The organism is Rubrivivax soli (assembly GCF_049810355.1).
GTDB lineage: Bacteria > Pseudomonadota > Gammaproteobacteria > Burkholderiales > Burkholderiaceae_C > Rubrivivax.
This window is the reverse complement of record NZ_CP187368.1, coordinates 1,498,024-1,524,291: the sequence shown is the minus strand read 5'-3', so window position 1 is coordinate 1,524,291 and position 26,268 is coordinate 1,498,024. Positions and strand designations below refer to the sequence as shown.

Annotated in this window: 24 protein-coding genes; 9 read left to right on the top strand and 15 right to left on the bottom strand. The window is 71.3% G+C overall.

All coding sequences use genetic code 11. The features are described from left to right. Positions 1 to 16: 16 nt before the first annotated feature. The 5 genes from ACPOLB_RS06900 to ACPOLB_RS06880 all read left to right on the top strand — a co-directional run bounded on the left by ACPOLB_RS06900 (position 17) and on the right by ACPOLB_RS06880 (position 5,904). Positions 17 to 745 (top strand): RNA methyltransferase, encoded by a 729-nt coding sequence (locus ACPOLB_RS06900; protein ID WP_425260565.1) that lies wholly within the window; start codon positions 17 to 19, stop codon positions 743 to 745. Between the two features lie 47 nt (positions 746 to 792). Continuing rightward, complete coding sequence (gene cysE, locus ACPOLB_RS06895; protein WP_425260564.1) at positions 793 to 1,572, top strand: serine O-acetyltransferase; 780 nt, start codon at positions 793 to 795, stop codon at positions 1,570 to 1,572. 93 nt (positions 1,573 to 1,665) lie between these two features. Further along, positions 1,666 to 3,174 (top strand): ATP-binding protein, encoded by a 1,509-nt coding sequence (locus tag ACPOLB_RS06890; protein ID WP_425260563.1) that lies wholly within the window; start codon positions 1,666 to 1,668, stop codon positions 3,172 to 3,174. Beyond that, the gene (locus tag ACPOLB_RS06885; RefSeq protein ID WP_425260562.1) at positions 3,171 to 3,878 is read left to right on the top strand and encodes a response regulator; all 708 of its coding nucleotides are present in this window, start codon (positions 3,171 to 3,173) and stop codon (positions 3,876 to 3,878) included. Before ACPOLB_RS06890 ends, ACPOLB_RS06885 begins: the two co-directional genes overlap by 4 nt. Positions 3,879 to 3,987: 109 nt before the next feature. Next, complete coding sequence (locus ACPOLB_RS06880) at positions 3,988 to 5,904, top strand: potassium transporter Kup (RefSeq protein ID WP_425260561.1); 1,917 nt, start codon at positions 3,988 to 3,990, stop codon at positions 5,902 to 5,904. 1 nt (position 5,905) lies between these two features. On the opposite strand, the gene mog is transcribed toward ACPOLB_RS06880, so the two are convergent. Beyond that, positions 5,906 to 6,478: a molybdopterin adenylyltransferase gene (gene mog, locus ACPOLB_RS06875; protein WP_425261888.1), complete on the bottom strand. Its 573-nt coding sequence runs from the start codon at positions 6,476 to 6,478 to the stop codon at positions 5,906 to 5,908. A 38-nt stretch (positions 6,479 to 6,516) separates the two neighbouring features. Continuing rightward, entirely contained in the window at positions 6,517 to 7,074 is a 558-nt protein-coding gene (yjgA, locus tag ACPOLB_RS06870; protein WP_425260560.1) for a ribosome biogenesis factor YjgA, read from the bottom strand. A 71-nt stretch (positions 7,075 to 7,145) separates the two neighbouring features. Here yjgA and pmbA point away from each other — a divergent pair, with 71 nt between their 5' ends. The 3 genes from pmbA to ACPOLB_RS06855 all read left to right on the top strand — a co-directional run bounded on the left by pmbA (position 7,146) and on the right by ACPOLB_RS06855 (position 11,013). Next, positions 7,146 to 8,522, top strand: coding sequence for a metalloprotease PmbA (gene pmbA / locus ACPOLB_RS06865; RefSeq protein WP_425260559.1), 1,377 nt, complete (start codon positions 7,146 to 7,148; stop codon positions 8,520 to 8,522). Between the two features lie 171 nt (positions 8,523 to 8,693). Next, positions 8,694 to 9,776, top strand: coding sequence for a TRAP transporter substrate-binding protein (locus tag ACPOLB_RS06860; RefSeq protein ID WP_425260558.1), 1,083 nt, complete (start codon positions 8,694 to 8,696; stop codon positions 9,774 to 9,776). Positions 9,777 to 9,930: 154 nt separating this feature from the next. Next, positions 9,931 to 11,013 carry a TRAP transporter substrate-binding protein gene (locus tag ACPOLB_RS06855; protein ID WP_425260557.1) on the top strand — a complete coding sequence of 361 codons (1,083 nt, stop codon included), beginning with the start codon at positions 9,931 to 9,933 and terminating at the stop codon, positions 11,011 to 11,013. 85 nt (positions 11,014 to 11,098) lie between these two features. Here the strand turns inward: ACPOLB_RS06855 and ACPOLB_RS06850 are convergent, their stop codons facing one another. The 11 genes from ACPOLB_RS06850 to nirB all read right to left on the bottom strand — a co-directional run bounded on the left by ACPOLB_RS06850 (position 11,099) and on the right by nirB (position 23,511). Continuing rightward, positions 11,099 to 12,832, bottom strand: a complete 1,734-nt coding sequence (locus ACPOLB_RS06850) for a TRAP transporter large permease (RefSeq protein WP_425260556.1) — start codon at positions 12,830 to 12,832, stop codon at positions 11,099 to 11,101. Continuing rightward, positions 12,832 to 13,422 (bottom strand): TRAP transporter small permease subunit, encoded by a 591-nt coding sequence (locus tag ACPOLB_RS06845; protein ID WP_425260555.1) that lies wholly within the window; start codon positions 13,420 to 13,422, stop codon positions 12,832 to 12,834. The genes ACPOLB_RS06850 and ACPOLB_RS06845 overlap by 1 nt, the downstream gene beginning before the upstream one ends. 157 nt (positions 13,423 to 13,579) lie before the next feature. Next, positions 13,580 to 13,927, bottom strand: a complete 348-nt coding sequence (locus tag ACPOLB_RS06840; RefSeq protein ID WP_425260554.1) for a TIGR01244 family sulfur transferase — start codon at positions 13,925 to 13,927, stop codon at positions 13,580 to 13,582. A gap of 5 nt (positions 13,928 to 13,932) precedes the next feature. Beyond that, positions 13,933 to 14,379, bottom strand: a complete 447-nt coding sequence (locus ACPOLB_RS06835; RefSeq protein WP_425260553.1) for a GatB/YqeY domain-containing protein — start codon at positions 14,377 to 14,379, stop codon at positions 13,933 to 13,935. Between the two features lie 99 nt (positions 14,380 to 14,478). Further along, positions 14,479 to 14,691 (bottom strand): 30S ribosomal protein S21, encoded by a 213-nt coding sequence (gene rpsU, locus ACPOLB_RS06830; protein WP_425260552.1) that lies wholly within the window; start codon positions 14,689 to 14,691, stop codon positions 14,479 to 14,481. Between the two features lie 180 nt (positions 14,692 to 14,871). Further along, a complete protein-coding gene (locus tag ACPOLB_RS06825) occupies positions 14,872 to 16,083 on the bottom strand; it encodes an NAD(P)/FAD-dependent oxidoreductase (RefSeq protein WP_425260551.1) in 1,212 nt (403 codons plus the stop codon). A gap of 31 nt (positions 16,084 to 16,114) precedes the next feature. Then, entirely contained in the window at positions 16,115 to 16,945 is an 831-nt protein-coding gene (gene cobA, locus ACPOLB_RS06820) for a uroporphyrinogen-III C-methyltransferase (protein WP_425260550.1), read from the bottom strand. Beyond that, complete coding sequence (gene ybiB / locus ACPOLB_RS06815; RefSeq protein WP_425260549.1) at positions 16,942 to 17,907, bottom strand: DNA-binding protein YbiB; 966 nt, start codon at positions 17,905 to 17,907, stop codon at positions 16,942 to 16,944. Before ybiB ends, cobA begins: the two co-directional genes overlap by 4 nt. 71 nt (positions 17,908 to 17,978) lie before the next feature. Next, positions 17,979 to 20,729, bottom strand: coding sequence for a molybdopterin-dependent oxidoreductase (locus ACPOLB_RS06810; protein WP_425260547.1), 2,751 nt, complete (start codon positions 20,727 to 20,729; stop codon positions 17,979 to 17,981). A gap of 5 nt (positions 20,730 to 20,734) precedes the next feature. After that, the gene (nirD, locus tag ACPOLB_RS06805; RefSeq protein WP_425260546.1) at positions 20,735 to 21,073 is read right to left on the bottom strand and encodes a nitrite reductase small subunit NirD; all 339 of its coding nucleotides are present in this window, start codon (positions 21,071 to 21,073) and stop codon (positions 20,735 to 20,737) included. After that, positions 21,073 to 23,511 (bottom strand): nitrite reductase large subunit NirB, encoded by a 2,439-nt coding sequence (nirB, locus tag ACPOLB_RS06800; protein ID WP_425260545.1) that lies wholly within the window; start codon positions 23,509 to 23,511, stop codon positions 21,073 to 21,075. The genes nirD and nirB overlap by 1 nt, the downstream gene beginning before the upstream one ends. A 447-nt stretch (positions 23,512 to 23,958) precedes the next feature. Between nirB and ACPOLB_RS06795 the strand changes: the two genes are divergently transcribed. Then, the gene (locus tag ACPOLB_RS06795; protein WP_425260544.1) at positions 23,959 to 24,933 is read left to right on the top strand and encodes a GGDEF domain-containing protein; all 975 of its coding nucleotides are present in this window, start codon (positions 23,959 to 23,961) and stop codon (positions 24,931 to 24,933) included. Between the two features lie 30 nt (positions 24,934 to 24,963). On the opposite strand, the gene ACPOLB_RS06790 is transcribed toward ACPOLB_RS06795, so the two are convergent. Next, positions 24,964 to 25,776: a sulfite exporter TauE/SafE family protein gene (locus tag ACPOLB_RS06790; protein WP_425260543.1), complete on the bottom strand. Its 813-nt coding sequence runs from the start codon at positions 25,774 to 25,776 to the stop codon at positions 24,964 to 24,966. Positions 25,777 to 25,780: 4 nt separating this feature from the next. Then, positions 25,781 to 26,251 (bottom strand): EVE domain-containing protein, encoded by a 471-nt coding sequence (locus ACPOLB_RS06785; protein WP_425260542.1) that lies wholly within the window; start codon positions 26,249 to 26,251, stop codon positions 25,781 to 25,783. Between the last annotated feature and the right edge of the window lie 17 nt (positions 26,252 to 26,268).

Genomic DNA, 26,268 nt, shown 5'->3' with positions numbered 1-26,268 from the left:
GCCGATTTTAGCCGCGATGACCGACCCGACCCGCTTCATCCTCGTGCAGACCAGCCACGCCGGCAACGTCGGCGCCGCCGCGCGCGCGATGAAGGTGATGGGTTTCACGGACCTGGTGCTGGTGCGCCCGCGCTTCGCCGACGTGCTGACCCGCGACGAGACGCTGGCGATGGCCAGCGGCGCCACCGACGTGCTGGCACGGGCGCGGGTGGTCGACACGCTGGCCGACGCGCTGGACGGCGTGCAGCACGCCTGCGCCACGGCGATGACGCCGCGCGACTTCGGCCCGCCCACCTTCGAGCCGCGGCAACACTTCGCCACCCTGGCGGCGGCGCCGCTGCACGTGGCCTTCGTGTTCGGCCCCGAGCGCACCGGCCTGCACAACGACGACGTCTACCGCTGCCACGGCTGCCTGAGCATCCCCACCCACCCCGACTACGGCTCGCTCAACCTGGCCCAGGCGGTGCAGCTGATCGCCTACGACTGGCGCCAGGCGCTGGGCGGATTCAGCGTGCAGCCACGCACGGCCGACCCCGTGCGGGCCGACGCGGTGGCGGTGCAGGGCGTGCTCGACCACTGGCAGCAGGTGCTGGTGGACATCGGCTACCTGGACCCGGCGGCACCCAAGAAGCTGATGCCGCGCCTGCAGCAACTGCTGCACCGCGCAGCGCTGACCAGCGAAGAGGTGCACATCCTGCGCGGCATCGCGCGTGCCGCGGCGCAGCCGCGACGCCAGCGCGGTTGAACCGGCGCGGCTACACTGGTTCGCCCCTGCCAACCCCAGGAAGAGCCATGTTCAGCCGCCTGCGAGAAGACATCGCCTGCATCCTCGAGCGCGACCCCGCGGCGCGCTCCTGGTGGGAAGTGCTGACCTGCTACCCGGGGCTGCACGCCCTGGTGCTGCACCGGCGCGCGCACTGGTTCTGGCGCCACGGGCTGCGCTGGGCCGGGCGCTTCACTTCGCACATCGGGCGCATGCTCACGGGCATCGAGATCCACCCCGGCGCCACCATCGGCCGCCGTGTCTTCATCGACCACGGCATGGGCGTCGTCATCGGCGAGACGGCCGAGATCGGCGACGGCTGCACCATCTACCAGGGCGTCACGCTGGGCGGCACCTCGCTGGGCCGCGGCACCAAGCGCCACCCGACGCTGGGCAGGAACGTCATCGTCGGCGCCAACAGCATGGTGCTGGGCGGCTTCACGGTGGGCGACGGCGCCCGCGTGGGCTCGGCCGCCGTGGTGCTGAAGCCGGTGCCGCCCGGTGCCACCGCGGTGGGCAACCCGGCGCGCATCATCGCCGCCGAGACCGACGCCGCACGCGAGGCCGTGGCCGCGAAGATGGGCTTCTCGGCCTACGGCCTGACGCAGGGGGACGACCCGGTGTCGCAGGCGATGAAGGGCCTGATCGACAACGCCGCCGGCCACGAGCACCAGATCGCGCTGCTGTGGGCCGCGATCGAGAAGCTCGCGGCCCGCGCCCGCGAGCTGCCGGCCCAGGACTGCGTGCCCGACGACGCCTGCACCACCGAGCAGTTCGATGCCGAGGGCCTGAGCCGGCTGGTGAAGTAGGCGCCCGTGCGGCATGCCCCGGGGCATGCCGCACGCGGCAACGCACGGCGATCCTGATGCGTTCCTGACGCCGGCACGGGCAGCATGCGCCGCATGACCCGAACGATCTGGCCCGGTCTGCTGGTGTGGGGCGTGGCCTGGGCCGTGCTGCTGCTGCTGGACGGCCCGCTGGAACTGCCCAACCTGGCGCTGCTGCTGGTGCTGGGCACCACGGTGGCCAGTCTCTGGCTGCCCACCGTGCCGGCGCTGGCAGCGGCCGCCTTGTCGGTGCTGGCCTTCAACTGGCTGTTCGTGCCGCCGCGCGGCAGCCTGCACGTCGACCTGCACCAGCACACCTGGCTGCTGATCACGACGCTGGGCGTGGCCTGCGTGGTGGCGGGGCTGGTGGGGCGCCAGCGCGCGCTGGCGCGCCAGGCCCGGCGGCACGCCGACGAGGCCGACGCACTGCGCGCGCTGGGCGAGGCGCTGCGCGACGCCGCTGGCCCGCAGGACACCGCGCCGGCCCTGCAGGCGGCGTTGCAGCCGCTGTGCGACGGCCCCGTGGCGGTGCTGCTGCTGCACGACACGCTGCCCCACGGCGACGACGACGCGGCGGCCACGCTGGCCGGGCCAGTCGACGCCGAGCGGCGCGCCGGTCTGTGGCTGTGCCTGCGCCGGCGCCAGGCCTTCGGCCCGGACACCGGCCGCCACGAGCACCTGCGCGCGTGGGTGCTGCCGCTGCGCGGGCGCGACGCGGCCTGGGGCGCCGCCTGGATGCCGCTGAGCGAGACCTCGCAGCTGGCGCCCGATGCGCGGCAGCGTGCCCACGCCCAGGCCCTGTGCGACATCGCCGGCCTGGCGCTGGAGCGCGCGAGTACGCTGCGCCAGGCCGAGCTGGCCGGGCAGCAGGCGCAGCTGCAGGCGCTGCGCAGCACCCTGCTGGCGGCGATCTCGCACGACTACCGCACGCCGCTGGCCACCATCCTGGGAGCCGCCAGTGCGCTGCGCACGCAGGCCGACCGGCTGGTGCCGGCGCAGCGGCTGCAGCTGGCCGGCGCCATCGCCGACGAAGCCGAGCGCCTGTCGCGCATGACGGACAACACGCTGCAGCTGGTGCGGCTGGACGGCCAGCCGCCGCCGCTGCAGGGGCTGCAGCGCGACTGGGAGTCCGCCGAGGAGCTGGTGGGCGGCGTGCTGCGCCGGCTGCGCCAGCGCGACCCCGAACGGCGCGTCCGCGCCCGTGTCGAACCCGGCCTGCCGCTGCTGCACTGCGATGCGGTGCTGCTGCTGCAGCTGCTGGACAACCTCATCGACAACGCACTGAAGCACACGCAGGGGCCGGTGGAGATCGTCGCGCGCCGCGTCGGCGAACAGATGCTCCTGGCCGTGCGCGACCGCGGCCCCGGCGTGCCGGTGGCTGCGCGCGAGCGCATCTTCGCGTTGTTCGACCGCGGGGATGCCGCGGCCGCGGCGCCCGGCACCGGCGTCGGCCTGGCCGTGTGCCGCGCCATCGCGCTGGCCCACGGCGGCAGCCTGCGCCTGCGCGCCCGCGGCCACGGCGGCAGCAGTTTCGAGCTGTTGCTGCCCCTGCCGCCCGCGCCGCCGCCCGAGGAGGCGCGATGAGCCTGCGCGTGCTGCTGCTCGAGGACGATCGTGAACTGCGGGCCACGCTGCGCGAGGCGCTGGCGGTCGAGGGCTACACCGTGCTGCCGGCGGCGAGCCTGGCCGATGCCCGTGCGCTGCTGGCGCACGCCGGGCGCAGCGGGGCGGCCGTCGACTGCGTGGTGCTGGACCTGGGCCTGCCCGACGGCGACGGCGCGGCGCTGCTGGCCGAGCTGCGGCGCAGCAGCGGCACGCCGGTGCTGGTGGTGTCCGCAGGCCAGGCGGAAGGCCAGAAGATCCGCCTGCTGGATGCCGGGGCCGACGACTACCTGGTCAAGCCCTTCGGCATCGGCGAACTGCTGGCGCGCCTGCGCGTGGCACTGCGCCACCGCGGCACCCACCTGCGGCCGCCACTGACCCACTACGCGAGCGCCGGGCTCGAGATCGACCTGGCGGCGCACGGGGTGCAGCTGCAGGGCAGGCAGGTGCACCTGACACCCACTGAATTCAAGCTGCTGGCGCGCCTGGTGCGCAGCGCCGGGCAGGTGGTCACGCACCGGCAGCTGCTGGCCGACGTCTGGGGGCCGGAGTTCACCGAACACACACACTACCTGCGCCTGTACATGGCGCAGCTGCGGGCCAAGCTCGAGGACGAGCCCGCCGACCCGCGCCGCCTGCTCAACGAACCCGGGGTGGGCTACCGGCTCGTCGAGCCCGGGCAATGAGCCGGGGCGGCGGGCGACACCGCCGTGCCCAGCCGCCGTCCCGCTGCTTATGCGTTCCTGATGCGGGCGCCGGCACGCTGCGTGTTCCTTCACTGCACCCAGGCCACGCATGCACAGCAGCTCCTCGGCAGCCGCCGGCCCGGCCGCCTCCACCGCACCGCGCCGGGCCGGTCTGGCGGCCATGACACTGGCCGCGCTCGGTGTCGTCTACGGCGACATCGGCACCAGCCCGCTCTACACCGTCAAGGAGATCTTCGCGCCCGCGACTGGCGTGCCGCTGGACGCACAGCACCTCGTGGGCGCCGTCAGCGCCATCTTCTGGTCGCTGATGCTGGTGGTGACGCTGAAGTACGTGCTGCTGGTGCTGCGGGCCGACAACCGCGGCGAAGGCGGCGCGCTCGCGCTCACCGCGCTCGCCGCCGGCGCCGTGCGCGACCGGCCGGCGCTGCGCAGCGCGCTGCTGCTGCTCGGCGTGTGCGGCGCCACGCTGTTCTACGGCGACAGCCTCATCACGCCCGCCATCTCGGTGCTCGGCGCGATGGAGGGGCTGGTCGTCATCGCCCCGGCGCTGCAGGCCTGGGTCGTGCCCGCGGCGCTGCTGGTGCTGGTGGCGCTGTTCCTGGTGCAGCGTTTCGGCACCGGCGTCGTGGGGCGCCTGTTCGGCCCGGTCATCGTGCTGTGGTTCGGCACGCTGGCCGCCACGGGCCTGTGGCAGATCCTGGCGGAGCCGGCCATCCTGGCCGCCCTGAACCCCTGGCATGCGGTCGAGTTCCTCGCCGGGCGCGGCTGGCACGTGCTGGCCGCGGTGGGCGCCATCGTGCTGGCACTCACCGGCGCCGAGGCGCTGTATGCCGACATGGGCCACTTCGGCCGCCGGCCCATCCAGCTGGCCTGGACGGGCTTCGTGCTGCCATCGCTGGCGCTGAACTACCTGGGCCAGGGCGCGCTGCTGATGCGCGACCCGTCGGCGCTGGCCAATCCGTTCTACCGCATGTTCCCCGAAGCGGCGCTCGTTCCGGCGCTGCTGCTGGCCACGCTGGCCGCGATCATCGCCTCGCAGGCCGTGATCTCGGGCGCCTATTCGATGACGCGCCAGGCCATCCAGCTCGGCGTCCTGCCGCGCATGCAGGTGCGCTACACCTCGGCGCGCGAGGCCGGACAGATCTACATGCCGGCCGTGAACTGGGCGCTGCTGGCGGGCGTGGTGGCGGCGGTGCTGGGCTTCGGAAGCTCGTCGGCACTGGCCGGTGCCTACGGCATCGCCGTCACGCTGACGATGCTGATCACGACCGTGCTGACATGGTTCGTCGTGCGCGACGGCTGGCGCCTGCCGGCGCCGCTGGCCGTGACCGCGACCGTGCTGTTCCTGGCGGTGGACCTGGTCCTGGTGGCCGGCTGCGCCATCAAGTTCTTCGACGGCGGCTGGTTCCCGCTCGCGCTGGGCGCGACGCTGTTCGTGCTGATGCGGACCTGGCAGCGCGGCCGCGCCGAACAGCGCGCCGTGCTGCAGCGCGACGGGCTGGCGCTGCAGGCCTTCATCGACGGCATCGACCCGCGCAGCCTGCACCGCGTGCCGCGCACCGCGGTGTACGCCGTGGCCAGCGCCGAGTCGGTGCCGCAGGCGCTGCTGCACAACCTCAAGCACAACCAGGTGCTGCACGAGCGCAACGTCATCCTGACCGTGGTCTTCGCCGAGGTGCCGTGGGTGCCCATGACCGAGCGCGTGCAGGTGCAGCCGCTGGGCCACGGCTTCTGGCGCGTGACGCTGCACTTCGGCTTCATGAACCGGCCCGACGTGCCGCAGGCCCTGCGCCTGGCCGAGCAGCAGGGCTTGCAGATCCCGGCGTTCGAGACCACCTACTTCCTCAGCCGGGAGACCATCGTGCCCGCTTCCGCCGGCGCGGGGCTGCCGCGCTGGCAGGCGCGGCTGTTCGCCGCGATGAGCCGCGGCTCCAGCGGCATCGCCGAGTTCTTCCGCCTGCCCGACAACGCCGTCGTCGAGCTGGGCACGCGGGTGCAGGTGTGACTCAGGCCGCGGGCGGGCGCAGTGCGCTCTTCGGCCGGAACGCCTTGCACACCGCCGCGTCGGTCTCCAGGTACGGGCCGCCGATCAGGTCGATGCAGTACGGCACCGCCGCGAAGATGCCGTGCACCGGCGGCGTCTGCCGCGGCAGGCCTTCCAGCGTCTCGGCGATGGCCTTCGGCTGGCCCGGCAGGTTGATGACCAGTGCGCGGCCGCGGATCACCGCGACCTGGCGCGACAGGATGGCCGTGGGCACGAAGGCCAGGCTGATCTGCCGCATCTGCTCGCCGAAGCCCGGCATCACCTTGTGCGCGATGGCCAGCGTGGCCTCGGGCGTCACGTCGCGCGGCGCCGGGCCGGTGCCGCCGGTGGTGAGCACGAGGTCGCAGGCGGCCACGTCCACCAGCTCGACCAGCGCGGCGCTGATGCCGGCCTGCTCGTCGGGGATCAGCCGCTCTTCCCAGGTGATGGGATTGCGCAGCGCGCGCGTGAGCCAGTCCTTCAACGCCGGGATGCCCTTGTCCTCGTAGACGCCGGCGCTGGCGCGGTCGCTGATGGAGACGACGCCGATGCGCACCGGGTCGAACGCGGGAGCCGAGGCGGGGGCAGGGGAGCTCATACGACGATGAAGGGCTTGATGAACTGGAACAGCTCGCGGTAGTTGCGCGTCTGCCGCTTCTCGGGCGGCAGGCCGGCGTCGCGGCGCGCGGCGCGCACGAGGCTGCGCAACTGCTGCGTGTCGGTGTCGGGGTGCTGCTGCAGCCACTGCGTCAGCGCCTCGTCGTCGGCGACCAGCGCGTCGCGCCAGCGCTCCGTCTCGTGCAGGCGCAGCGTCTCCTTGGCCGAGCCGAGGGCCGCCTCGGCCACGGCCTCGCGCAGCACGTCCTCGTCGGCGCTGCGCATCAGCTTGCCCACGTACTGCAGCTGCCGGCGCTTGCCTTCGTGCGAGCGCGTCTTGCGCAGCTCGACGATGGCGTCGCGCAGCGCTTCGGGCATGTCCAGGCGCGCCAGCCGGGCGTCCGACAACGCCGCAACTTGCTCGCCCAGCGTCTGCAGCTCGTGCGACTTCTGCTTCAGCTGCGTCTTGCTCGGCCGCTCGGAGGCGTCGTCTTCGTCGCCGAAGTCGCCGTAGTGGATGTCGATGCCGCGGTGCGGCGCCGCACGTTTTGCCATGGGCCGGTCTGCTGGATGGGGGCCGGTATCATAGACGCGACCACCTTCTCCAAGGCGCAAGCGCCCCGCCCATGTCTTCCTCCAGCAGCAACGTCATCGGTTTCGCCTACCGCCAGGACCAGTTCCAGCAGATCGTCGAAGACGTGCTCGCGCGCGCCAAGGCGCTGGGGGCCAGCGACGCCGGCGCCGAGGTCAGTGAAGGCGTGGGCCTGTCGGTGTCGGTGCGCATGGGCGAGCTCGAGAACGTCGAGCGCAACCGCGACAAGTCGCTCGGCGTCAGCGTCTACCTGGGCCAGCGCCGCGGCAACGCGAGCACCTCCGACTTCTCGCCCGCGGCGCTGCAGCAGACGGTGCAGGCGGCCTACGACATCGCCCGCTTCACCGCCGAGGACCCGGTGGCCGGCCTGCCCGATGGCGACGACCTGGCCACGCCGGCCGAGGTGGCGCGCGACCTGCAGCTGTTCCACCCCTGGGCGGTGGACGCGGCCGAGGCGGCCGCGCTGGCGCAGCGCTGCGAGGCCGCGGCGTTCGCGGTCAGCCGCCGCATCGCCAATTCCGAAGGCGCCGGCGTCTCGGCACAGCAGTCGCATTTCTGGGCCGGCAACAGCCGCGGCTTCCGCGGCGGCTATGCCAGCTCGCGCCACTACCTGAGCGTGAGCCCGATCGCCGGGAAGGGCCGCGCGATGCAGCGCGACGCCTGGTACACCTCGATGCGCGACGCCACCGAGATGGCCAGCCCCGAGGCCGTGGGCCGCTACGCCGCCGAGCGTGCGCTGTCGCGGCTGCAGTCGCGCCGCGTGCCCACGGGCCAGGTGCCGGTGCTGTTCGAGAACACCGCGGCCGCCGGCCTGCTGGGGGCCTACGTGCAGGCCACCTCGGGCGGCTCGCTGTACCGCAAGGCCAGCTTCCTGGTGGACAGCCTGGGCCGGCAGGTGCTGCCCGAGCACGTCGACGTCACCGAGGACCCGCACGTCCTGAAGGGCAAGGGCAGTGCGCCCTTCGACGACGAAGGCGTGCGCACGCGGGCGCGCACGGTGGTGCAGGGCGGCGTGGTGCAGGGCTATTTCCTGTCGAGCTACTCGGCGCGCAAGCTGGGCATGAAGACCACCGGCCATGCCGGCGGCTCGCAGAACCTGTTCATGACCAGCCGTCGCACGCGGCCGGGAGACGACCTGCCGGCGATGCTGAAGAAGCTCGGCCGCGGCCTTTTCGTCACCGAACTGATGGGGCAGGGCGTCAACTACGTCACTGGCGACTACTCGCGCGGGGCCGCCGGCTTCTGGGTCGAGGACGGCGAGATCGCGTACCCGGTGCACGAGATCACCATCGCCGGCAACCTGCCCGAGATGTTCAAGGGCATCACGGCCATCGGTGCCGACGTCTACAACAGCGGCAGCAAGTCCATCGGCTCGGTGCTGATCGAGCGCATGCAGATCGCAGGCGCGTGAGCGCGCCCGGGCGCACCGCGCCACCGGGTTGACCCGGGCAGGACAAACCCGAAATTCAGGGACTTTCAAGGTGGCAAGCCCACACTGACGGAACGGCTGTCGACCCGGCAGCCTGCAGCCAACACGCCACGTCGGCGACGCGCTGCCCCGACAGTTTGAGGAGACATCACCATGGAACGTCGTTCGTTCGTTCGCGGCGCCGGCCTGGCAGGCGTGCTGGCCGCGGGCGTGGCCCCGGCCGTCGTGCATGCGCAGGCCAACATCCGCTGGCGCCTGGCATCGAGCTTCCCGAAGTCGCTGGACACCATCTTCGGCGCCGCCGAGGTGTTCTCGAAGAAGGTCAACGAGATGAGCGGCGGCAAGTTCCAGATCAGCGTGCACGCTGGCGGTGAACTGGTGCCGCCGTTCGGCGTCGTCGACGCGGTGCAGGCGGCCACGGTGGAAATGGCCCACACCGCGCCGTACTACTTCTTCGGCAAGGACCCCACCTTCGCACTCGGCTGCGCCATCCCCTTCGGCCTGAACAGCCGCCAGATGAGCGCCTGGACCTTCGAAGGCAACGGCCTGAAGCTGATGCGCGAGTTCTACGCCAAGTACAACATCGTCAGCTTCCCGGGCGGCAACACCGGCGCGCAGATGGGCGGCTGGTTCCGCAAGGAAGTGAAGTCGCTGGCCGACATGAAGGGCCTGAAGTTCCGCATCGGCGGCTTCGGCGGCCGCGTGCTCGAGCGCATCGGCGGTGTGCCGCAGAACATCCCGGGCGGCGAGATCTACCAGTCGCTGGAGAAGGGCACGATCGACGCGGCCGAGTGGGTGGGCCCGTACGACGACGAGAAGCTGGGCTTCTTCAAGGTCGCTCCGTTCTACGCCTACCCGGGCTGGTGGGAAGGCGGCCCGCAGCTGGACTTCTACATCAACGACAAGGCCTTCAACGGCCTGTCGGCGGAGTACAAGGCCATCGTCGAAGCCGCGGCATCGCACGCCCACGTCGAGATGCAGGCCAAGTACGACGCACGCAACCCGGCGGCCCTGAAGCGCCTGGTCGGCAATGGCACCAAGCTGTTCCGCTTCCCGAAGGAAGTGATGGAAGCGTCGTTCAAGGAAGCCATGGCGCTGTACAGCGAGCTGTCGGCCACCAACCCGGGCTGGAAGAAGATCTACGACGACTACTCGGCCTTCCGGCGCGACTCGAACCTGTGGTTCCGCTTCACCGAAGCCGGCTTCGACGACTTCATGCAGCAGCAGAAGCTCTGAGCGCCGTCGGCATCTGAGCTGCGAAGGCCCCCGCGTGGGGCCTTCGCCGTTTCTGCGCCGCTGCTGGCTGCATCCGCGCAGCATGTGGGTGTCTAGAATTTCCGCGGCCCGTCGCTCGATGGGCCGCGTTGAAGATCTCTGGAGAAGACACCCCATGGAAAGACGTTCCTTCGTGCAAGGCGCCGGGCTCGCCGGCGTGCTGGCAGCCGGCATGGCGCCGGCCATCGTGCAGGCGCAGGCCAACATCCGCTGGCGCCTGGCATCGAGCTTCCCGAAGTCGCTGGACACCATCTACGGCGCAGGTGACGCCTTCGCGAAGAAGGTCGGCGAGATGACCGGCGGCAAGTTCCAGATCAGCGTGCACGCGGGCGGGGAGCTGGTGCCGGCGCTGGGCATCGTCGACGCGGTGCAGAACGCCACCGTCGAGTGCGGCCACACCGTGCCCTACTACTACTTCGGCAAGGACCCCACGTTCGCGATCGGCGCGGCCATCCCCTTCGGCCTGAACAGCCGCCAGATGAGCGCCTGGACCTTCGAAGGCAACGGCCTGAAGCTGATGCGCGAGTTCTACGCGAACTACAACATCGTCAGCTTCCCCTGCGGCAACACCGGCGCGCAGATGGGCGGCTGGTTCCGCAAGGAGATGAAGACGCTCGCCGACCTGAAGGGCCTGAAGTTCCGCATCGGCGGCTTTGCCGGGCGCATCATCGAGCGCCTGGGCGGCGTGCCGCAGAACATCCCGGGCGGCGAGATCTACCAGTCGCTGGAGAAGGGCACGATCGACGCGGCCGAGTGGGTGGGCCCGTACGACGACGAGAAGCTGGGCTTCTACAAGGTCGCTCCGTTCTACGCCTACCCGGGCTGGTGGGAGGGCGGCCCGCAGGTCGACCTGTTCATCAACCGCAAGGCCTACGACGCGCTGAGCCCCGAGTACAAGGCCATCGTCGAGGCCGCCGCTTCGCATGCCCACGTGGACATGCAGGCCAAGTACGACGTGCGCAACCCGGCGGCGCTCAAGCGCCTGGTGGCCAACGGCACCAAGCTGTTCCGCTTCCCGCGCGAGATGATGGACGCGGCCTTCAAGGAGTCGCAGGCCATCTACAGCGAGCTGTCGTCCAGCAATCCGGCGTGGAAGAAGATCTACGAGGACTACGCCGCCTTCCGCCGCGACGCCAACCTCTGGTTCCGCTTCACCGAAGCCGGCTTCGACGACTTCATGCAGCAGCAGCGCCTGTAATCGGCGGCCGCGCAGCGCATGAAGAAGGGGCCCCGCGGGGCCCCTTCTCGTTGCAGGGCGGAATGGCCCGTCGGGCCATCGCCGCCTACTCCTTCTTCTTGTCCTGCTCGTTGGCGCGGAGGATCGCTTCCATCGGATCTTCCTCCGCCGGCTGCGACTTGTCGCCTTCGGCAGACGGGAACTGCGGCTCGGGCTGGGGCTCGTTGCGCATCTTGTCGACCTCCATCTGCAACTTGTCGATGTTGCCGATGTTCTTCGGCCCGGTGTCGCGGCTGACGATGCCCGGGAACGCGATGATCAGGCCGACCATGATGATCTGGATCACCACGAAGGGCACCGCCCCCCAGTAGATCTGCCCCGTCGTCACGCGCGGGATGATGCGGTTGACGATGCGGTCCTTGTAGTCCTCGGTGGGGGCCACGCTGCGCAGGTAGAACAGCGCGAAACCGAACGGCGGATGCATGAACGAGGTCTGCATGTTCACCGCCAGCAGCACGCCGAACCACACCGGGTCGATGCCCAGCTTGATGGCCACCGGGCCCAGCAGCGGCACCACGATGAAGCTGAGCTCGAAGAAGTCGAGGAAGAACGCGAGGATGAAGATCAGGATGTTGACGACGATGAGGAAGCCCACCTGGCCACCCGGCAACGCGGTCAGCAGGTGTTCCACCCACAGCGGGCCGTCCACGCCCTGGAACGACAAGCTGAACACCGTCGAGCCGATCAGGATGAAGACCACGAAGCACGAGAGCTTCATCGTCGAGTCCATCGCCTGGCGCATCAGCTTGAGGTCGAGCCGGCGGCGCGCGATGGCCATCACCAGCGCGCCCACGGCACCCATCGCGCCGCCTTCGGTGGGGGTCGCGATGCCCAGGAAGATGGTGCCCAGCACCAGGAAGATCAGGGCCAGCGGCGGGATCAGCACGAAGGTCACGCGTTCGGCGATCTTCGACAGCAGGCCGAGCTTGAACACCTTGTTCAGCACCGCGAGCACGAAGGCCGCGCCCACACCCACGCACATCGAGATGACGACGGTCTCGTCGAGCGGCGTGCCTTCGGGCCGGCTCTTGGCGAACAGCACGGCCAGCGCCACCGACGCCGCGAACAGCACGCCCAGCGACATGAGGCCCGAACCGCCGTTGGCTTCGCGGTAGGTGCGCGCCTCGGGGGGCAGGGCAGGCGCCCACTGCGGCTTGAAGATGGCCACCAGGGCGATGTAGCCCACGTACAGGCCGGTCAGCACGAAGCCGGGAATGAAGGCACCCTTGTACATGTCGCCCACGCTCTGGCCGAGCTGGTCGGCCATGATGATCAGCACCAGCGACGGCGGGATGATCTGCGCCAGCGTGCCCGAGGCCGCGATGACGCCGGTGGCGATGCGCCGGTCGTAGCCGTAGCGCAGCATGATCGGCAGCGAGATCAGGCCCATGCTGATGACCGAGGCCGCGACGACACCGGTGGTGGCGGCCAGCATCGCGCCCACCAGGATCACCGCGAAGGCCAGGCCGCCGCGGATCGGACCGAACACCTGGCCGATGGTGTCGAGCAGGTCTTCGGCCATGCCCGAACGTTCGAGGATCAGGCCCATGAACGTGAAGAACGGGATCGCCAGCAGCGTGTCGTTCTGCATGATGCCGAAGATGCGCAGCGGCAGGGCCTGCATCAGCGTGGCGGGCAGCAGGCCCATCTCGATGCCGATGAAGCCGAACAGCAGGCCGCACGCGGCCAGCGAGAAGGCCACCGAGTACCCGATCAGCAGGAACGCGAACAGGCCCAGGAACATGATGGGCGCCATGTTGGCGCTGAAGAACTCGAACATCACTTGGCTCCTTCGGCTTGCTTGCGCAGGAACTCGGCGAGTTCTTCTTCGTCGGACTTGGCCTTGGCCTTCTTCGTGGGGTCGTCCACCAGGCCCATCAGGAAGCCGATGCGCTTGATCAGCTCCGACACGCCCTGCAGCATCAGCAGCGCAAAGCCCACGGGCACCAGCGCGTACACCGGCCAGCGGATCAGGCCGCCGGCGTTGGACGACATCTCGCCGCTCTCGTAGGCCCGCATGACCAGCGGCCAGACGAGGTTGATGACCTCGATGGTGAACGGGAACAGGAACAGGACGATGCAGACCGACTCGATGATGATCTGCGTGCGCTTGCTGAACTTGCCCAGGATGATGTCGATGCGCACATGCTCCTGGCGCAGCATGGTGTAGCCGGCCGCCAGCAGGAACACCGCCGCGAACAGGTACCACTGCACTTCGAGGAAGGCGTTCGAGCTCATGTCGAACGCCTTGCGCACCACCGCGTTCACGGCGCTGATCAGCACCGCCACCAGGATCAGCCAGGACACCCAGCGACCGACGAACTCATTGAGTCCGTCGATCCATTTCGATAGCCGCAACAAGGCCGTCATCTCGTCTCCTCCGTGTGTGTCGACAACCCGGACGACGAGGCCCGGGCCAACCGCGGAGACTGTAGGCGCTTGTCACTGAAAGGCCGCTGAAATGGCGCGTGCGCCGGCCTTGGGGCATACCCGCAGGTGCGGGCGTGCCATGCGCGGGCGGGGCGCCTCAGCCGCCGCTGGCCAGCATGTACAGGCGCGTCGAGCGTGCCCCCGAGCGGCAGAAGGCCAGCAGCGGGCGCGGCAGTTCGGCCAGCAGCTTCGCGAAGGCCTCGACCTCCTCGGGCGACTGGTAGCCGCCGTCGACCGGCAGGTACCGGTACTCGAGCCCGGCGGCGCGGGCCGCGGCTTCCATGTCGGCACTGCTGGGCTGGTCGGGGCCGTGCTCGAAGTCGGGCCGGTTGTTGACCACGCTCTTGAAGCCGGCGCGTGCGGCTTCGGCCATCGCTTCGGGGGTGAGCTGGGGGGCGACGCAGACGTCGGGCGCGACGGCGCGCAGGGGCAGGGTGTTGCTCATGGGTGCTACTTTGCCAGAGCTTGCTTCACCGCGGCAGACACCAGCGCCATCTCGGCCTGGCCGCCGAGCTGCGCCTTCGCGGCCGCCATCACGCGGCCCATGTCGCCGGGGCCGGCGGCGCCGAGTGCCGCCACCAGCGCCGCTACCGCCGTGTTCACCTCGTCGGCCGACAGCCGCTGCGGCAGGTAGGCCTCGAGCACGCGCACTTCGGCGGCCTCCTTGTCGGCCAGGTCCTGCCGGCCCCCCTGCGTGAAGGCGGTGATGGAGTCCTTGCGCTGCTTGATGAGCTTGTCGACGATGGCCACCAGCTGCGTGTCGTCGAGCGTGATGCGCTCGTCCACCTCGCGCTGCTTGGCGGCGGCCAGCAGCATGCGGATGGTGCCCAGCCGCTCGCTGTCCTTGGCGCGCATGGCGGCCTTCATGTCGTCGTTGATGCGGTCTCGCAGGCTCATGGTGGTTCTCGGCAGGTGAAGTGGGCAGGACCAAAGAAAAGGCCCGCTGCGGCGTCCCGCGCGGGCCTTCGTCTCGAAGCGGCTGAACGCGCAGTGGCTTCAGTACAGCTTCTTGGGCAGCTGCATGCTGCGCACGCGCTTGAAGTGGCGCTTGACGGCCGCGGCCTTCTTGCGCTTGCGCTCCGACGTGGGCTTCTCGTAGAACTCGCGCGCGCGCAGCTCGGTCAGCAGACCGATCTTCTCGATGGTGCGCTTGAAACGGCGCAGTGCAACGTCGAACGGCTCGTTCTCTTTGACGCGGATGGTGGTCATGTAAGGAGGGATCCCAAAAAAAGATTGCGCTCGGTGTCTCGCGAGGCGGTGGTGCGCGGCAGCGGCCTGGAGCGGCCCCTGCGTTGCCTTCTGCCCTGCTGTTTCCGGATCAGCTCACCCCGGGATGCCCTGGGATGAACGCGAGATCGACACGCGGGTTTGCCAGCAAAGACCGCGATTCTAGCCCGAAACGGGGGCAGGTGCCAAGGCGCGGGCGCAGGCTGCGGCCGAGGCCCAGGCCCACTGGAAGTTGTACCCGCCGAGCCAGCCAGTGACGTCGACGACCTCGCCGATGAAGTGCAGGCCCGGCACGCGCCGGCTTTGCAGGTCCTGCGAGCCGAGTTCGCGCGTGTCGACGCCGCCGGCCATGACCTCGGCCTTGCGCCAGCCTTCGGTGCCCGTGGGCACGAGCTGCCAGCGCTGCAGGCTGTCGGCCAGCCGCGCCAGGTCCCGGTCCTTGGCCTCGGCCAGCGGGCGGTCGGCGGGCAGCTGCTGCAGCTGCAGCCAGGTCTCGGCCAGCCGGGCCGGCAGCAGCGCGGCGAGTTCGTTGCCCAGGTGCCGGCGCGAGGTGGCCTTGGCCGCCAGCAGCTGCGCCGCCAGGTCGGCCGGTGCCAGCGCCACGCGCAGCGCCTGTCCCGGCCGCCAGAAGCTGGAGATCTGCAGCACGGCCGGGCCGCTCAGGCCGCGGTGCGTGAACAGCAGGTCCTCGACGAAGCGGCCGCGCTCCTTGCCGGCGCCGGTCTCGATCACCACCTCCAGCGACAGCCCTGCCAGCGCCGCGAACGGCGTCCACGGTGCCGGGTCGAAGGTCAGCGGCACCAGCGCCGGCCGCGGCTCGACGATGCCGTGCCCGAACTGGCGCGCCAGGCGCAGCCCCCAGTCGGTGGCGCCGATCTTGGGCACCGGCAGGCCGCCCGTGGCCACCACCAGCCGCGGCGCGCGCACGGTGCCGCGGTCGGTGTCGAGCTCGAAACCGTCGCCGCCGTGTCGCACCGCCTGCACGCTGCAGGGCTGCCAGCGCTGCACGCCGCCGGCGTCGCACTCGTCCAGCAGCAGGCGGATGATCTGTTCGGCCGAGCCGTCGCAGAACAGCTGGCCGCGATGCTTCTCGTGGAAGGCGATGCCGTGCCGCTGCACCAGCCCGATGAACTCGGCGCTGCCGTAGCGCGCCAGTGCGGAGCGGCAGAAGTTCGGGTTCTGCGACAGGAAGTTGGCGGGGCCCACGTCGCGGTTGGTGAAGTTGCAGCGGCCGCCGCCGGAGATGCGGATCTTCTCGGCCACCTTCTCGGCGTGGTCGAGCAGCAGCACGCGCAGGCCGCGCTGGCCGGCGATGCCGGCGCAGAAGAGACCGGCGGCGCCGGCACCGACGATGACGACGTCGAAGGACAACATGGCGCCGATTGTCGTCGGCGTGCCGGGGTGTTCAGGCGGCGCTGCGCTCCGAGGCGGCGGCGCCGTCGGCGGTGCCTGCGATGCAGGCTGCGCGTGCGCGCAGCACGTCGCCGATCACCAGGATGGCCGGGCTGCCGAAACCGCCGGCCGCCACGTCGTCGGCCAGGCGGGCGAGCGTCGTGACGCACTGGCGCTCCTGCGGGGTGCCCACATGCTGCACCACGGCCGCCGGCGTGTGCGCCGGCAGCGCCTGCAGCAGGCCGTGCTGCAGCGTGGCCAGACGCGCCATGCCCATGTAGACCACCAGCGTCAGCCCCTGCGCCGCCGCCGCGCCCAGCACCGCCCAGTCGGGCGCCGCGCCACCGTCGCGCGCGTGGCCGGTGACGAGCATCACCCCGTGCGCGTGGTCGCGGTGCGTCCACGGCACGCCCAGTGCGCCCGCGGCGGCCAGGCCCGATGTGATGCCGTGCACCACCTCGACGGCGATGCCGTGTGCGCGCAGCGCCTGCGCTTCCTCGCCGCCGCGGCCGAAGACGAACGGGTCGCCGCCCTTCAGGCGCACCACCCGTTCGCCGCGCTGCGCCTCGGTGACCATCAACCGTTCGATGAAGGCCTGCGGCGTGCTTTGGCAGCCACCGCGCTTGCCCACGTGCACCACGCGCGGGGGCTTGCGGCGGCCGCGCAGCGCGATGGCCAGCACGGCGTCGCTGACGAGATCGTCGACCAGCAGCACGGTGGCGCGGCGCAGAACGCGCAGCGCCTGCAGCGTCAGCAGTTCGGGGTCGCCGGGGCCGGCGCCCACGAGTGCGCAGTCGCCGGTGCGCCGGGGTGCGCGTGTGCCTGTGCGGGTGCCTGTGTTCATGCGGTCTTCTCCCTCGCCGTGCGCGCGGCGCTGCGGCCGTCGATGCCTTCCAGCACGGACAGCACCAGCTCCACCTGGCGCAGCAGCGGTGCCGGGGCCGGCTTCTCGCCGCTGAGCACCGACTGGATGTACAGCGCCGTGGTCGCGGCGTCGTGCTCGCGCGGCAGCAGCGGCAGCTCGGCGATGACACCGTCCTGTGCCGGCACGCACCAGGCCGGCCGCAGTTCGCCGCTCGTCCAGGTGTCGATGCGCGGCTGGCGCCGCGGGTCGGCCACGGCTTCGCCTTCGGTGCCGCGCAGCAGCATCGCATCCACGCGGTCGCGCTGGGCCCAGGACGACATCAGCGCGCCGAACTCGGGGTGCGTGTAGCTGACCAGCCGCAGGCAGCGTGCGCCCGCGACGGGGTTCAGCATCTTGGCCACCGTGTGGCCGGCGTTGCGCACGCCCACGACCCAGCGCACGTCGAGCAGCCGCTGCAGCGGCGCGCACAGTGTCTCGGTGTGCACGAATGCGGGTTCGCGCCGCGCCCACAGACTGTGCACATCGTCGCTGTTATGTGCGGGCTGCAGGCCGAGGTCGTGGAAGATCGACACCGTGGTGACGCGGGCGGGATCGCGCGGCTGGCCGTGCACCAGCACGCGCGCGCCCTGCTGGGCCAGCGCCATCGCCAGCAGCGGTGTCAGGTTGGGCAGGCGGCGCGCGCCGTTGTACGACGGGATGACCACCACCGGGCGGTCGCTGTCGATCCGCAGGCAGCGCGCCTGCAGCGCGGACAGGAAGCCGGCCAGCTCGTCCAGCGTCTCGCCCTTCATGCGCATCGCCAGCACGAAGGCCCCGATCTCGAGGTCGGACACGCGGCCGTCGAACACCGCGCCGAGCAGGTCTTCGGCCTGTGCCTGCGTCAACGAGCGCGCGCCCGCGGCGCCGCGGCCGATCTCCTTGATGTACGGGGCGATGCTCATCGGCTGTCTCCGTTGTGCCTGCGGCTGTCTCGGCAGCGGTTCCGCAAGAACCGGGCCCGCTGCGGACCTGCTCAGGCAGGCACCGGTGTGACCTGCACCAGCCGCCGCAGTTCCGGCAGGCAGGAGCCGCATTGTGTGCCGCACCGCAGCCGCTGCTGCAACTGTGCCAGGCGCTGCGGGGCGTTGCCCTCGCAGCCGGCCAGCGCGCCGACGATGGCGCCTTCGTCGACGTCCAGGCAATTGCAGACCTGGCGCCGGCGCGGCGTCGGCTGCACCGGCCCGAGTGGCGACAGCAGCTGGCGCGTCAGGCCGTCGACCGGGCGCTCGTCCTGCAGCAGGCCGCGCACCCAGGCTTCGGCCGCGGCGTCGCCGGCCAGCAGCACGCGCTGCAGCAGCGTGCCGGTGGCGCGACGTTGCACCTGCAGCACGCGGCGCTGGCCGCGCGCCGGGTCGGCGTAGCGCAGCAGGTGGCGATCGCCCGCGTCCAGGCCGAGCGCGGCTTCGACGGCGTCGAGCACCGAGGCGTCGGGGGCCGTGGCGGCGGCGGCACGCAGCAGCAGGCCGTCGCGTTGCTGGCCGAACGGCACGACGGTGGCGAACTCGAAGTGCTGCATCAGCCCGCGCAGTGCCGCGCGTGTGACGGCCACGGCCTCGGGTGGCAGCCAGGCCGCGGCCAGCAGCCGCCACGGCAGCGCCGCGGGCATCAGGCGCACGGCCGCGTGTTTCAGCTCGGGCTGGCGCGACTGCGGGCAGGCGGCACCGGTGGTCAGCAGGTTCACGCCGCCGGCCAGCACCTCCGGCCCCCAGTGCATCGCGATGAACGCCTGCGCCGGCGCCACGGCCTCGCTGCTGCGGGCCGGCAGCACCAGCGCGCCGCGGCGCGAGCGCACGCGCACCAGGTCGCCGTCGGCCAGGCGCAGGCGCGCCATGTCCTGGGCGTGCAGCTCGATCGCAGGCTCGGGCGTGTGCCCGAACAGGCGCCCCAGCGTGCCGGTGCGCGACATGCCGTGCCACTGGTCGCGCAGACGGCCGGTGGTGAGGCTGAAGGGGAAGCGCGCGTCACGCGGCTCGGCCAGCGGCATGAACGGCGTGTCGACGAAACGTGCGCGGCCATCGGGCGTGGCGAACACGCCGTCCTCGTACAGGCGGGCGCGGCCGGTGGCGGCGCCGCGCGGCAGCGGCCACTGCTGCGGGCCGGCGCTGTCGAGCAGCGCGTAGCTCAGGCCGGTGATGTCGAGGTCGCGACCGCGGGTGCTTGCGCGGTGTTCGTTCCAGATCGCCTCGGGGCCGTCGTAGGGGAACAGCGTCGGCTGCCCCGGCCGCAGCCGTGTCTCGAGCCGCTGCGCGAAGTCGAGCGCGATCTGCCAGTCGTGCCGCGCCAGGCCGGGCGGCGGCACCGCGGCGCGCACGCGGCTGATGCGGCGTTCGCTGTTGGTGACGGTGCCGTCCTTCTCGCCCCAGCTGCTGGCGGGCAGCAGCAGGTGGGCGTGGGCCGAGGTCGCGGTGTGCTCGAAGGCCTCCTGCAGCACCACGAATTCGGCACGCTGCAGCGCGCGCTGGACGGTGGCCTGGTCGGGCATGGACTGGGCCGGGTTCGTGCAGGCGATCCACAGCGCGCGGATCTCGCCGTCGGCCGCGGCCTGGAACATCTCGACGGCGGTCTTGCCCGGCCGTGCCGGCACGTCGGGCACGCCCCACAGCGCCGCCACTTCGGCGCGGTGCTCCGGGTTGGCCAGGTCGCGGTGCGCCGACAGCAGGTTGGCCAGCCCGCCGACCTCGCGTCCGCCCATCGCGTTCGGCTGGCCGGTCAGCGAGAACGGGCCCGCGCCCGGCCGGCCGATCTGGCCGGTGGCCAGGTGCAGGTGGATCAGCGCCGCGTTCTTCGCGGTGCCGGCCACGCTCTGGTTCAGGCCCTGGCAGTACAGGCTGAGCGTCGGGCCGCGCGTGCCCGTGGCCGGGTCGAGGTTGGCGATCCAGCGCGCGGCCTGCACCAGGTCGGCTTCGGCGAGGCCGCACAGCCGTGCCACTTCCTTGGGCGTGAAGTCGCGCACGCGGTCCCGCAGCGCCTCCATCCCCGTGGTGTGCGCGGCGATGAAGGCGTGGTCGACGCGGCCTTCCCACAGCATCACGTGCAGCAGGCCGTGGAACAGCGCGACGTCGCTGCCGGGCAGCAGCGGCAAGTACAGGTCGGCCAGGCCCGCGGTGTCGGTGCGGCGCGGGTCGGCGACGATGATCTTCATCTGCGGCCGCGCGCGCTTGGCCGCTTCCAGCCGGCGGAACAGGATCGGGTGGGCCCAGGCCATGTTGGAGCCGGCGATGAACACCGTGTCGGCCAGGTCGAGGTCGTCGTAGCTGCAGGGCGGGGCGTCGGCGCCCAGCGTGGCCTTGTAGCCGGCCACCGCGCTGCTCATGCACAGGCGCGAGTTGGTGTCGACGTTGTTGGTGCCGACCAGGCCCTTGGCGAGCTTGTTGAAGACGTAGTAGTCCTCGGTGAGCAGCTGGCCCGACAGGTAGAACCCCACCGCGTCGGGCCCGTGCGCGGCGATGGTGTCGGCGAAGCGGCTGGCGGCTTCGTCGAGCGCCAGGTCCCAGCCCACCGCCTGGCCGTGCAGGCGCGGGGTTCGCGCGCGCTGGTGCAGCGTGATCGGCGCGCTGGCGGTGAGCGCCAGCGTGCTGCCCTTGCTGCACAGCTGGCCGCGGTTGGCGGGGTGGTCGGGGTCGCCGCGCACCCCCGTGATCTGCGTGCCGTCGTGGGCGATCAGCACGCCGCAGCCGACGCCGCAGTACGGGCAGGTGCTGCGGGTCTCGTGCAGGGCGGGCATGGCGGTCAATTCAGTGCCCGGGTGGCGAGTTCCTCGGCGTCGAGCGACACCACGCCGCCCGCCAGCTGCACCGCGAAGCGTGCCGTGCAGCCGCGGTCGGGTTCACGGGCTTCGCCGCTGGCCAGGCCGATGGTCCAGTTGTGCAGCGGGCAGGCCACGCTGTCGCCGAAGACGATGCCCTGCGACAGTGGCCCGCCCTTGTGCGGGCAGCGGTCGAGCAGCGCGAAGACGCGGTCGTCTGCGGTGCGGAAGATGGCCACCTCGGGACCGCGCTCGCGCGCCACCCGGCGTGCGCCCAGCACCGGGATGTCCGTCAGCAGGCAGATGCGTTTCCAGTCGGCCATCACGCGGCTCCCACGGGCTGGAACTGGCGCACGTCGACACGGGCCTTGTCGAACTCGAACCAGGGGTCGGGCTCGCCGTCCAGGCTGTACTGCAGGCGTTCCCAGAGCGCCTTGCGGCCGGCCGCGTCGTCGAGGATGCGCCGCTTCACGTGGTCGAGGCCGACGCGGTTGACGTAGTGCACGGTGCGCTCGAGGTACCAGCCTTCCTCGCGGTAGAGCTGGCAGAACGCGCCGGTGTATTCCAGCACCTCCTCGGGCGTCTTCAGCTTGGTGAAGAAGTGCGCCACCTCGGTCTTGATGCCGCCGTTGCCGGCGATGTACATCTCCCAGCCGCTGTCCACGCCGATGATGCCGACGTCCTTGATGCCCGCTTCCGCGCAGTTGCGCGGGCAGCCGCTGACCGCGAACTTCACCTTGTGCGGCGCGTACATGCGCCACATCGCGCGTTCGAGGTCCTTGCCCATCTGCGTGCTGTCCTGCGTGCCGAAGCGGCACCATTCGCTGCCGACGCAGGTCTTCACGGTGCGCAGCGCCTTCGCGTAGGCGTGACCGCTGGGCATGCCGATGTCCTTCCACACCGCGGGCAGGTCTTCCTTCTTCACGCCCAGCAGGTCGATGCGCTGGCCGCCCGTGACCTTCACGGTGGGGATCTTGTACTTGTCCACCGCGTCGGCGATGCGCCGCAGCTCGTCGGCCGTGGTCTCGCCGCCCCACATGCGCGGGATCACGCTGTAGGTGCCGTCCTTCTGGATGTTGCCGTGGGCGCGCTCGTTGATGAAGCGGCTCTGCGGGTCGTCCTGCGCTTCCTTGGGCCAGGTGCTGATGAGGTAGTAGTTCAGCGCCGGGCGGCAGCTGGCGCAGCCGTTGGGCGTGCGCCAGCCCATCGTACCGATGACGCTGTCGATCGTGAGCAGCTTGTGCTCGCGGATGGCCTGGCGCACGTCGGCGTGGCTGGCGTCGGTGCAGCCGCACAGTGCCTTCTTCTTGGGTGCCGCGCTGTAGTCGCCGCCCGCGGTGAACATCAGCAACTGCTCCACCAGCCCGGTGCAGCTGCCGCAGCTGGCGCTGGCCTTGGTGTGCTTGCGCACCTCGTCCAGCGTGAACAGGCCCTTGTCCTTGATGGCCTTGCAGATGCTGCCCTTGGTGACGCCGTTGCAGCCGCAGACCTCGTCGCCGTCGGCCATCGCCGCGGCCTTGTTGTGGCCCTGGTGGCCGACGTCGCCGATGTTGCTCTCGCCGAACATCAGCTTGTCGCGGATGTCGGCGACCTTGCGGCCGTCGCGCAGCAGCTTGAAGTACCAGCTGCCATCGACCGTGTCGCCGTACAGGCAGGCGCCGACGAGCCTGTCGTCCTGCAGCACCAGCTTCTTGTAGACGCCGCCCACGGGATCGGACAGCACGATCTGCTCGGTGCCCGGGCCGCCGGTGAAGTTGCCGGCCGAGAACAGGTCGATGCCGGTGACCTTCAGCTTGGTGCTGGTCTGGCTGCCGGTGTAGCGGCCGATGCCGAACTGCGCCAGGTGCGTGGCGCAGACCTTGCCCTGCTCGAACAGCGGCGCCACCAGCCCGTAGGCGATGCCGCGGTGCGCGGCGCATTCGCCCACCGCGTAGATGCGCGGGTCGGTGATGGTCTGCAGCGTGTCGTTGACGACGATGCCGCGGTGGCAGTGCAGGCCGGCGCTTTCGGCCAGCGTGGTGTTGGGGCGGATGCCGGCGGCCATCACCACCAGGTCGGCCGGAATCTCGGTGCCGTCCTGGAAGCGCACGGCGCCGACACGCCCGCCGGCGGCGTCGGGCAGCAGCGCCTGCGTCTGCGCGCCGATCAGGAACTTCAGGCCCCGGTCTTCCAGCGACTTCTGCAGCAGCTGCCCGGCGGCGTCGTCGAGCTGGCGCTCCATCAGCCAGGGCGCGATGTGCACCACCGTCACCTGCATGCCGCGCAGCATCAGCCCGTTGGCGGCCTCCAGCCCGAGCAGGCCGCCGCCGATGACGACGGCGTGGCGGTACTTCGTGGCGGCGTCGATCATGGCCTGCGTGTCGGCGATGTCGCGGTAGGCGATGACGCCGGTCAGGTCCTTGCCCGGCACGGGCAGCACGAAGGGCACCGAGCCTGTGGCGATCAGCAGCCGGTCGTAGTGCGCCTCGGTGCCGTCGTCGGCACGCACGACGCGGCGCACGCGGTCGATGGTGGCCACGCGCTTGCCCAGGTGCAGCGTGATGCCGTTGTCGCGGTACCAGTCCAGCGGGTTGAGCACGATCTGCTCGAGCGTCTGCTCGCCGGCCAGCACCGGGCTGAGCAGGATGCGGTTGTAGTTGGGGTGGGGCTCGGCGCCGAAGACGGTGATGTCGTACAGGTCGGGCGCGATCTTCAGCAGCTCTTCGAGCGTGCGCACACCGGCCATGCCGTTGCCGATGAGAACGAGACGGGACTTCTTCATGGAGGACCTTTGTGCTGACGTGCCGACGTGCTTCGAGCCCGACGCACCGGCTCCTGGCGCCGGGCATGCGGGAACGGGTCTGCGCACGTCGCTGTGCACAAAGGGTGGCAGGTCGCCCCGCCGAGCCCGGGTGCGCCATCGCACCTGCCGGCCACGGCAGCAGGTTCCGTGCCAGTTCAACCCCGGACTTGCGCCCCCGCAGGCACGGGTGTTCGCCGCGGATTGGTGCAAAGACGGCCGCTTTTGCACCGAACGGGGTCAGGGGCCCGCGGGTAGCATCGTCAGTTCAAGTTAGGGGCGGAGCCGGCGATGTTGCTTGATCTGTCCTTCCCTGCCACCCAAGATAAGGTTCCGCGCGGGTCGCCGACAGGCCCGTTGTCCGAGCCGCTTTCGAGGAACCCGCTCGTCATGACGCCGTCACTCGCAGAAGTCGCATCGGACGTTCCGATGGACGCGCTGCTCGCAGCCCTGCTGCCTGCGGTGCTGGCCCGCAAGGGCGATCTGCTCGCGGTGAAGGACGCGCGCAGCGGGCGCCACGTGCATGTCAACGACGCCATGGCGAAGTGGCTGCGGCGGCCGGCCGACGACGTGGTGGGCCGCACCGATGCCGAGCTCTTCGACCCCACGCTGGCCACCGCGCTGCGGGCCGCCGAGCAGACGGTGCTGGCGCAGGGCGAGGCCGGGGCCGTGCTCGTCAGCGAACACAGCTTCGAGCATGCCGGCACGCGCCACGACTTCAGCGTGCTGCGCCAGGCCAGTGCCGCCGACCGCGATGGCCGCCGCTGGCTCACCAGCGTCTGGACCGACCTCGCGCTGGCCCGCCAGCGCGACGCGCAGCTGCGCCAGGCGCTGGAGCAGATCGAACAGCAGCAGCGCGCCAACGACGCGCTGCGCCGCGAACTGGCCGACCAGGCGCTGCGCGACCCGGCTTCGGGCCTGTACACGCGCGCGCACTTCGAAGACCAGCTGCGGCGCGAGGTCGACCTGTCCACGCGCGAGCACCGCGAGTTCGCGGTCGTCTTCGTCGAGCTCGACCCCCCCAGCGAGAAGGTGCGTGCGCTCGGCGACGCCGGCCAGGCGCGCATCCTCGAGGCCATGGGCCGGCTGCTGCGCGGGGGCACGCGCGCGATGGATGCCTCGTGCCGCCACGACGACCGGCGCTTCGCCGTGCTGCTGTCGGGCGTCGGCCTGGCCACCGCACACGCGCGCATGGAAGGCCTGCGCCGCCAGTGCGCCACGCAGATCGTGGTGCAGGATGGCGTCGAGCTGTCGTTCAGCGTCTCGATGGGCGTGGCCAGCTTCCCGCACACCGCGCACACGCAGGACGAACTGCTCGCGGCCTGCAGCGCGGCGCTGGCCGAGGCGCAGCGCCGCGGCGGCAACCACGTCACGCTGGCGGCGATCCGCTTCGAGGCGACCTGAAGCGCTGCGGCGCGCGCTGCGTGCCCGCGTTCAGGCGAAGGCGCGGTGCAGCATCGTGGCGGCCAGCGCCAGCAGCAGCACGCCGAACACGCGCTTGAGCTTCCTGGTGTCCATGCGCTGTGCCGTGCGTGCGCCCAGCGGCGCCATCGTCACGCTGGCTGCCGCGATCACCGCCAGCGCCGGCAGGTACAGGTAGCCGAACGCGCCCGGCAGCGCCGGCGGCACCGACCATCCGGCGACCACGTAGCCCGCGGTGTTGGCCAGCGCGATCGGGAAGCCCAGCGCGGCACTGGTGCCCACGGCGTGGCGGATCGGCACGTTGCACCAGGTCATGAACGGCACCGACATGAAGGCGCCGCCGGCACCGACCAGGCCCGAGACCAGGCCGATGGCGCCGCCCACGGCCGTCTGGCCCGCCACGCCGGGCATCTGCCGGCTCGGCTTGGGCTTCTTGTCGCGGAACATCTGCAGCGCCGAGTAGCCGATGAAGACGGCGAAGAACAGCGCCAGCCCCTGGCCCTTCACGAGCGCGAAGATGCCGGCGCCGCCGACGAGGCCGCCGAGCACGATGCCCGGCGCCAGCCCGCGCAGCAGGTCCCAGCGCACGGCGCCCAGTCGGTGGTGCGCGCGCACGCTGGACAGCGACGTGAACAGGATCGTCGCCATCGACGTCGCGATGGCCATCTTGACCGCCATGCCGCTGTCGACGCCGCGGTGCGACAGGATCAGCGTCAGGAACGGCACCATCATCATGCCGCCGCCCACACCCAGAAGGCCGGCGAGAAAGCCGGTCACCACGCCGAGCGTCAGCAGCTCGGCGACGAGCAGGGGGCCGAGATCCATCGGGCTACGCGGCTGCGTCCAGCCGCTGCAGCACGGCGTGCCATTCGTCGGCGCTGACCGGGGTGATGGACAGGCGGCTGCCCGGCTGCAGCACGCGCATCGTCGCCAGCTCGGGCGCGCCGCGCAGTTCGCGCAGCGGCAGCAGCCGCGTCTTGCGCACCAGCGTCACGTCGATCTCCAGCCAGCGCGGCATCTCAGGCGTGGACTTGGGGTCGAAGTAGGGGCTGGCGGGGTCGAACTGCGTCGTGTCGGGACGCGTGCCACTGGCGATGCGGGCCAGGCCGGCGATGCCGGGCTCGGCGCACGACGAGTGGTAGAAGAGCACGTCGTCGCCCGGCCGCATGTCGTCGCGCATGAAGTTGCGCGCCTGGTAGTTGCGCACGCCGGTCCAGGGCACGGTCTGCTGGGGCGCGCGCGCGAGGTCGTCGATCGAGACCTCGTCGGGCTCGCTCTTCATCAGCCAGTGTCGGGGCATGGAGGCAGGAGGGAGAG

Excerpts from the sequence above, each read along its gene's own strand:
- ACPOLB_RS06855 (WP_425260557.1), top strand. The coding sequence starts at position 9,931 with ATGGAAAGACGTTCCTTCGTGCAAGGCGCCGGGCTCGCCGGCGTGCTG.
- pmbA (WP_425260559.1), top strand. The coding sequence starts at position 7,146 with ATGTCTTCCTCCAGCAGCAACGTCATCGGTTTCGCCTACCGCCAGGAC.
- ACPOLB_RS06845 (WP_425260555.1), bottom strand. The coding sequence starts at position 13,422 with ATGACGGCCTTGTTGCGGCTATCGAAATGGATCGACGGACTCAATGAG.
- ACPOLB_RS06860 (WP_425260558.1), top strand. The coding sequence starts at position 8,694 with ATGGAACGTCGTTCGTTCGTTCGCGGCGCCGGCCTGGCAGGCGTGCTG.
- ybiB (WP_425260549.1), bottom strand. The coding sequence starts at position 17,907 with ATGAGCATCGCCCCGTACATCAAGGAGATCGGCCGCGGCGCCGCGGGC.
- ACPOLB_RS06785 (WP_425260542.1), bottom strand. The coding sequence starts at position 26,251 with ATGCCCCGACACTGGCTGATGAAGAGCGAGCCCGACGAGGTCTCGATC.
- ACPOLB_RS06835 (WP_425260553.1), bottom strand. The coding sequence starts at position 14,379 with ATGAGCCTGCGAGACCGCATCAACGACGACATGAAGGCCGCCATGCGC.
- ACPOLB_RS06885 (WP_425260562.1), top strand. The coding sequence starts at position 3,171 with ATGAGCCTGCGCGTGCTGCTGCTCGAGGACGATCGTGAACTGCGGGCC.
- ACPOLB_RS06890 (WP_425260563.1), top strand. The coding sequence starts at position 1,666 with ATGACCCGAACGATCTGGCCCGGTCTGCTGGTGTGGGGCGTGGCCTGG.
- ACPOLB_RS06840 (WP_425260554.1), bottom strand. The coding sequence starts at position 13,927 with ATGAGCAACACCCTGCCCCTGCGCGCCGTCGCGCCCGACGTCTGCGTC.
- ACPOLB_RS06810 (WP_425260547.1), bottom strand. The coding sequence starts at position 20,729 with ATGCCCGCCCTGCACGAGACCCGCAGCACCTGCCCGTACTGCGGCGTC.
- ACPOLB_RS06900 (WP_425260565.1), top strand. The coding sequence starts at position 17 with ATGACCGACCCGACCCGCTTCATCCTCGTGCAGACCAGCCACGCCGGC.
- ACPOLB_RS06790 (WP_425260543.1), bottom strand. The coding sequence starts at position 25,776 with ATGGATCTCGGCCCCCTGCTCGTCGCCGAGCTGCTGACGCTCGGCGTG.
- cobA (WP_425260550.1), bottom strand. The coding sequence starts at position 16,945 with ATGAACACAGGCACCCGCACAGGCACACGCGCACCCCGGCGCACCGGC.
- nirB (WP_425260545.1), bottom strand. The coding sequence starts at position 23,511 with ATGAAGAAGTCCCGTCTCGTTCTCATCGGCAACGGCATGGCCGGTGTG.
- nirD (WP_425260546.1), bottom strand. The coding sequence starts at position 21,073 with ATGGCCGACTGGAAACGCATCTGCCTGCTGACGGACATCCCGGTGCTG.
- cysE (WP_425260564.1), top strand. The coding sequence starts at position 793 with ATGTTCAGCCGCCTGCGAGAAGACATCGCCTGCATCCTCGAGCGCGAC.
- ACPOLB_RS06850 (WP_425260556.1), bottom strand. The coding sequence starts at position 12,832 with ATGTTCGAGTTCTTCAGCGCCAACATGGCGCCCATCATGTTCCTGGGC.
- yjgA (WP_425260560.1), bottom strand. The coding sequence starts at position 7,074 with ATGGCAAAACGTGCGGCGCCGCACCGCGGCATCGACATCCACTACGGC.
- ACPOLB_RS06825 (WP_425260551.1), bottom strand. The coding sequence starts at position 16,083 with ATGTTGTCCTTCGACGTCGTCATCGTCGGTGCCGGCGCCGCCGGTCTC.
- rpsU (WP_425260552.1), bottom strand. The coding sequence starts at position 14,691 with ATGACCACCATCCGCGTCAAAGAGAACGAGCCGTTCGACGTTGCACTG.
- ACPOLB_RS06880 (WP_425260561.1), top strand. The coding sequence starts at position 3,988 with ATGCACAGCAGCTCCTCGGCAGCCGCCGGCCCGGCCGCCTCCACCGCA.
- ACPOLB_RS06795 (WP_425260544.1), top strand. The coding sequence starts at position 23,959 with ATGGACGCGCTGCTCGCAGCCCTGCTGCCTGCGGTGCTGGCCCGCAAG.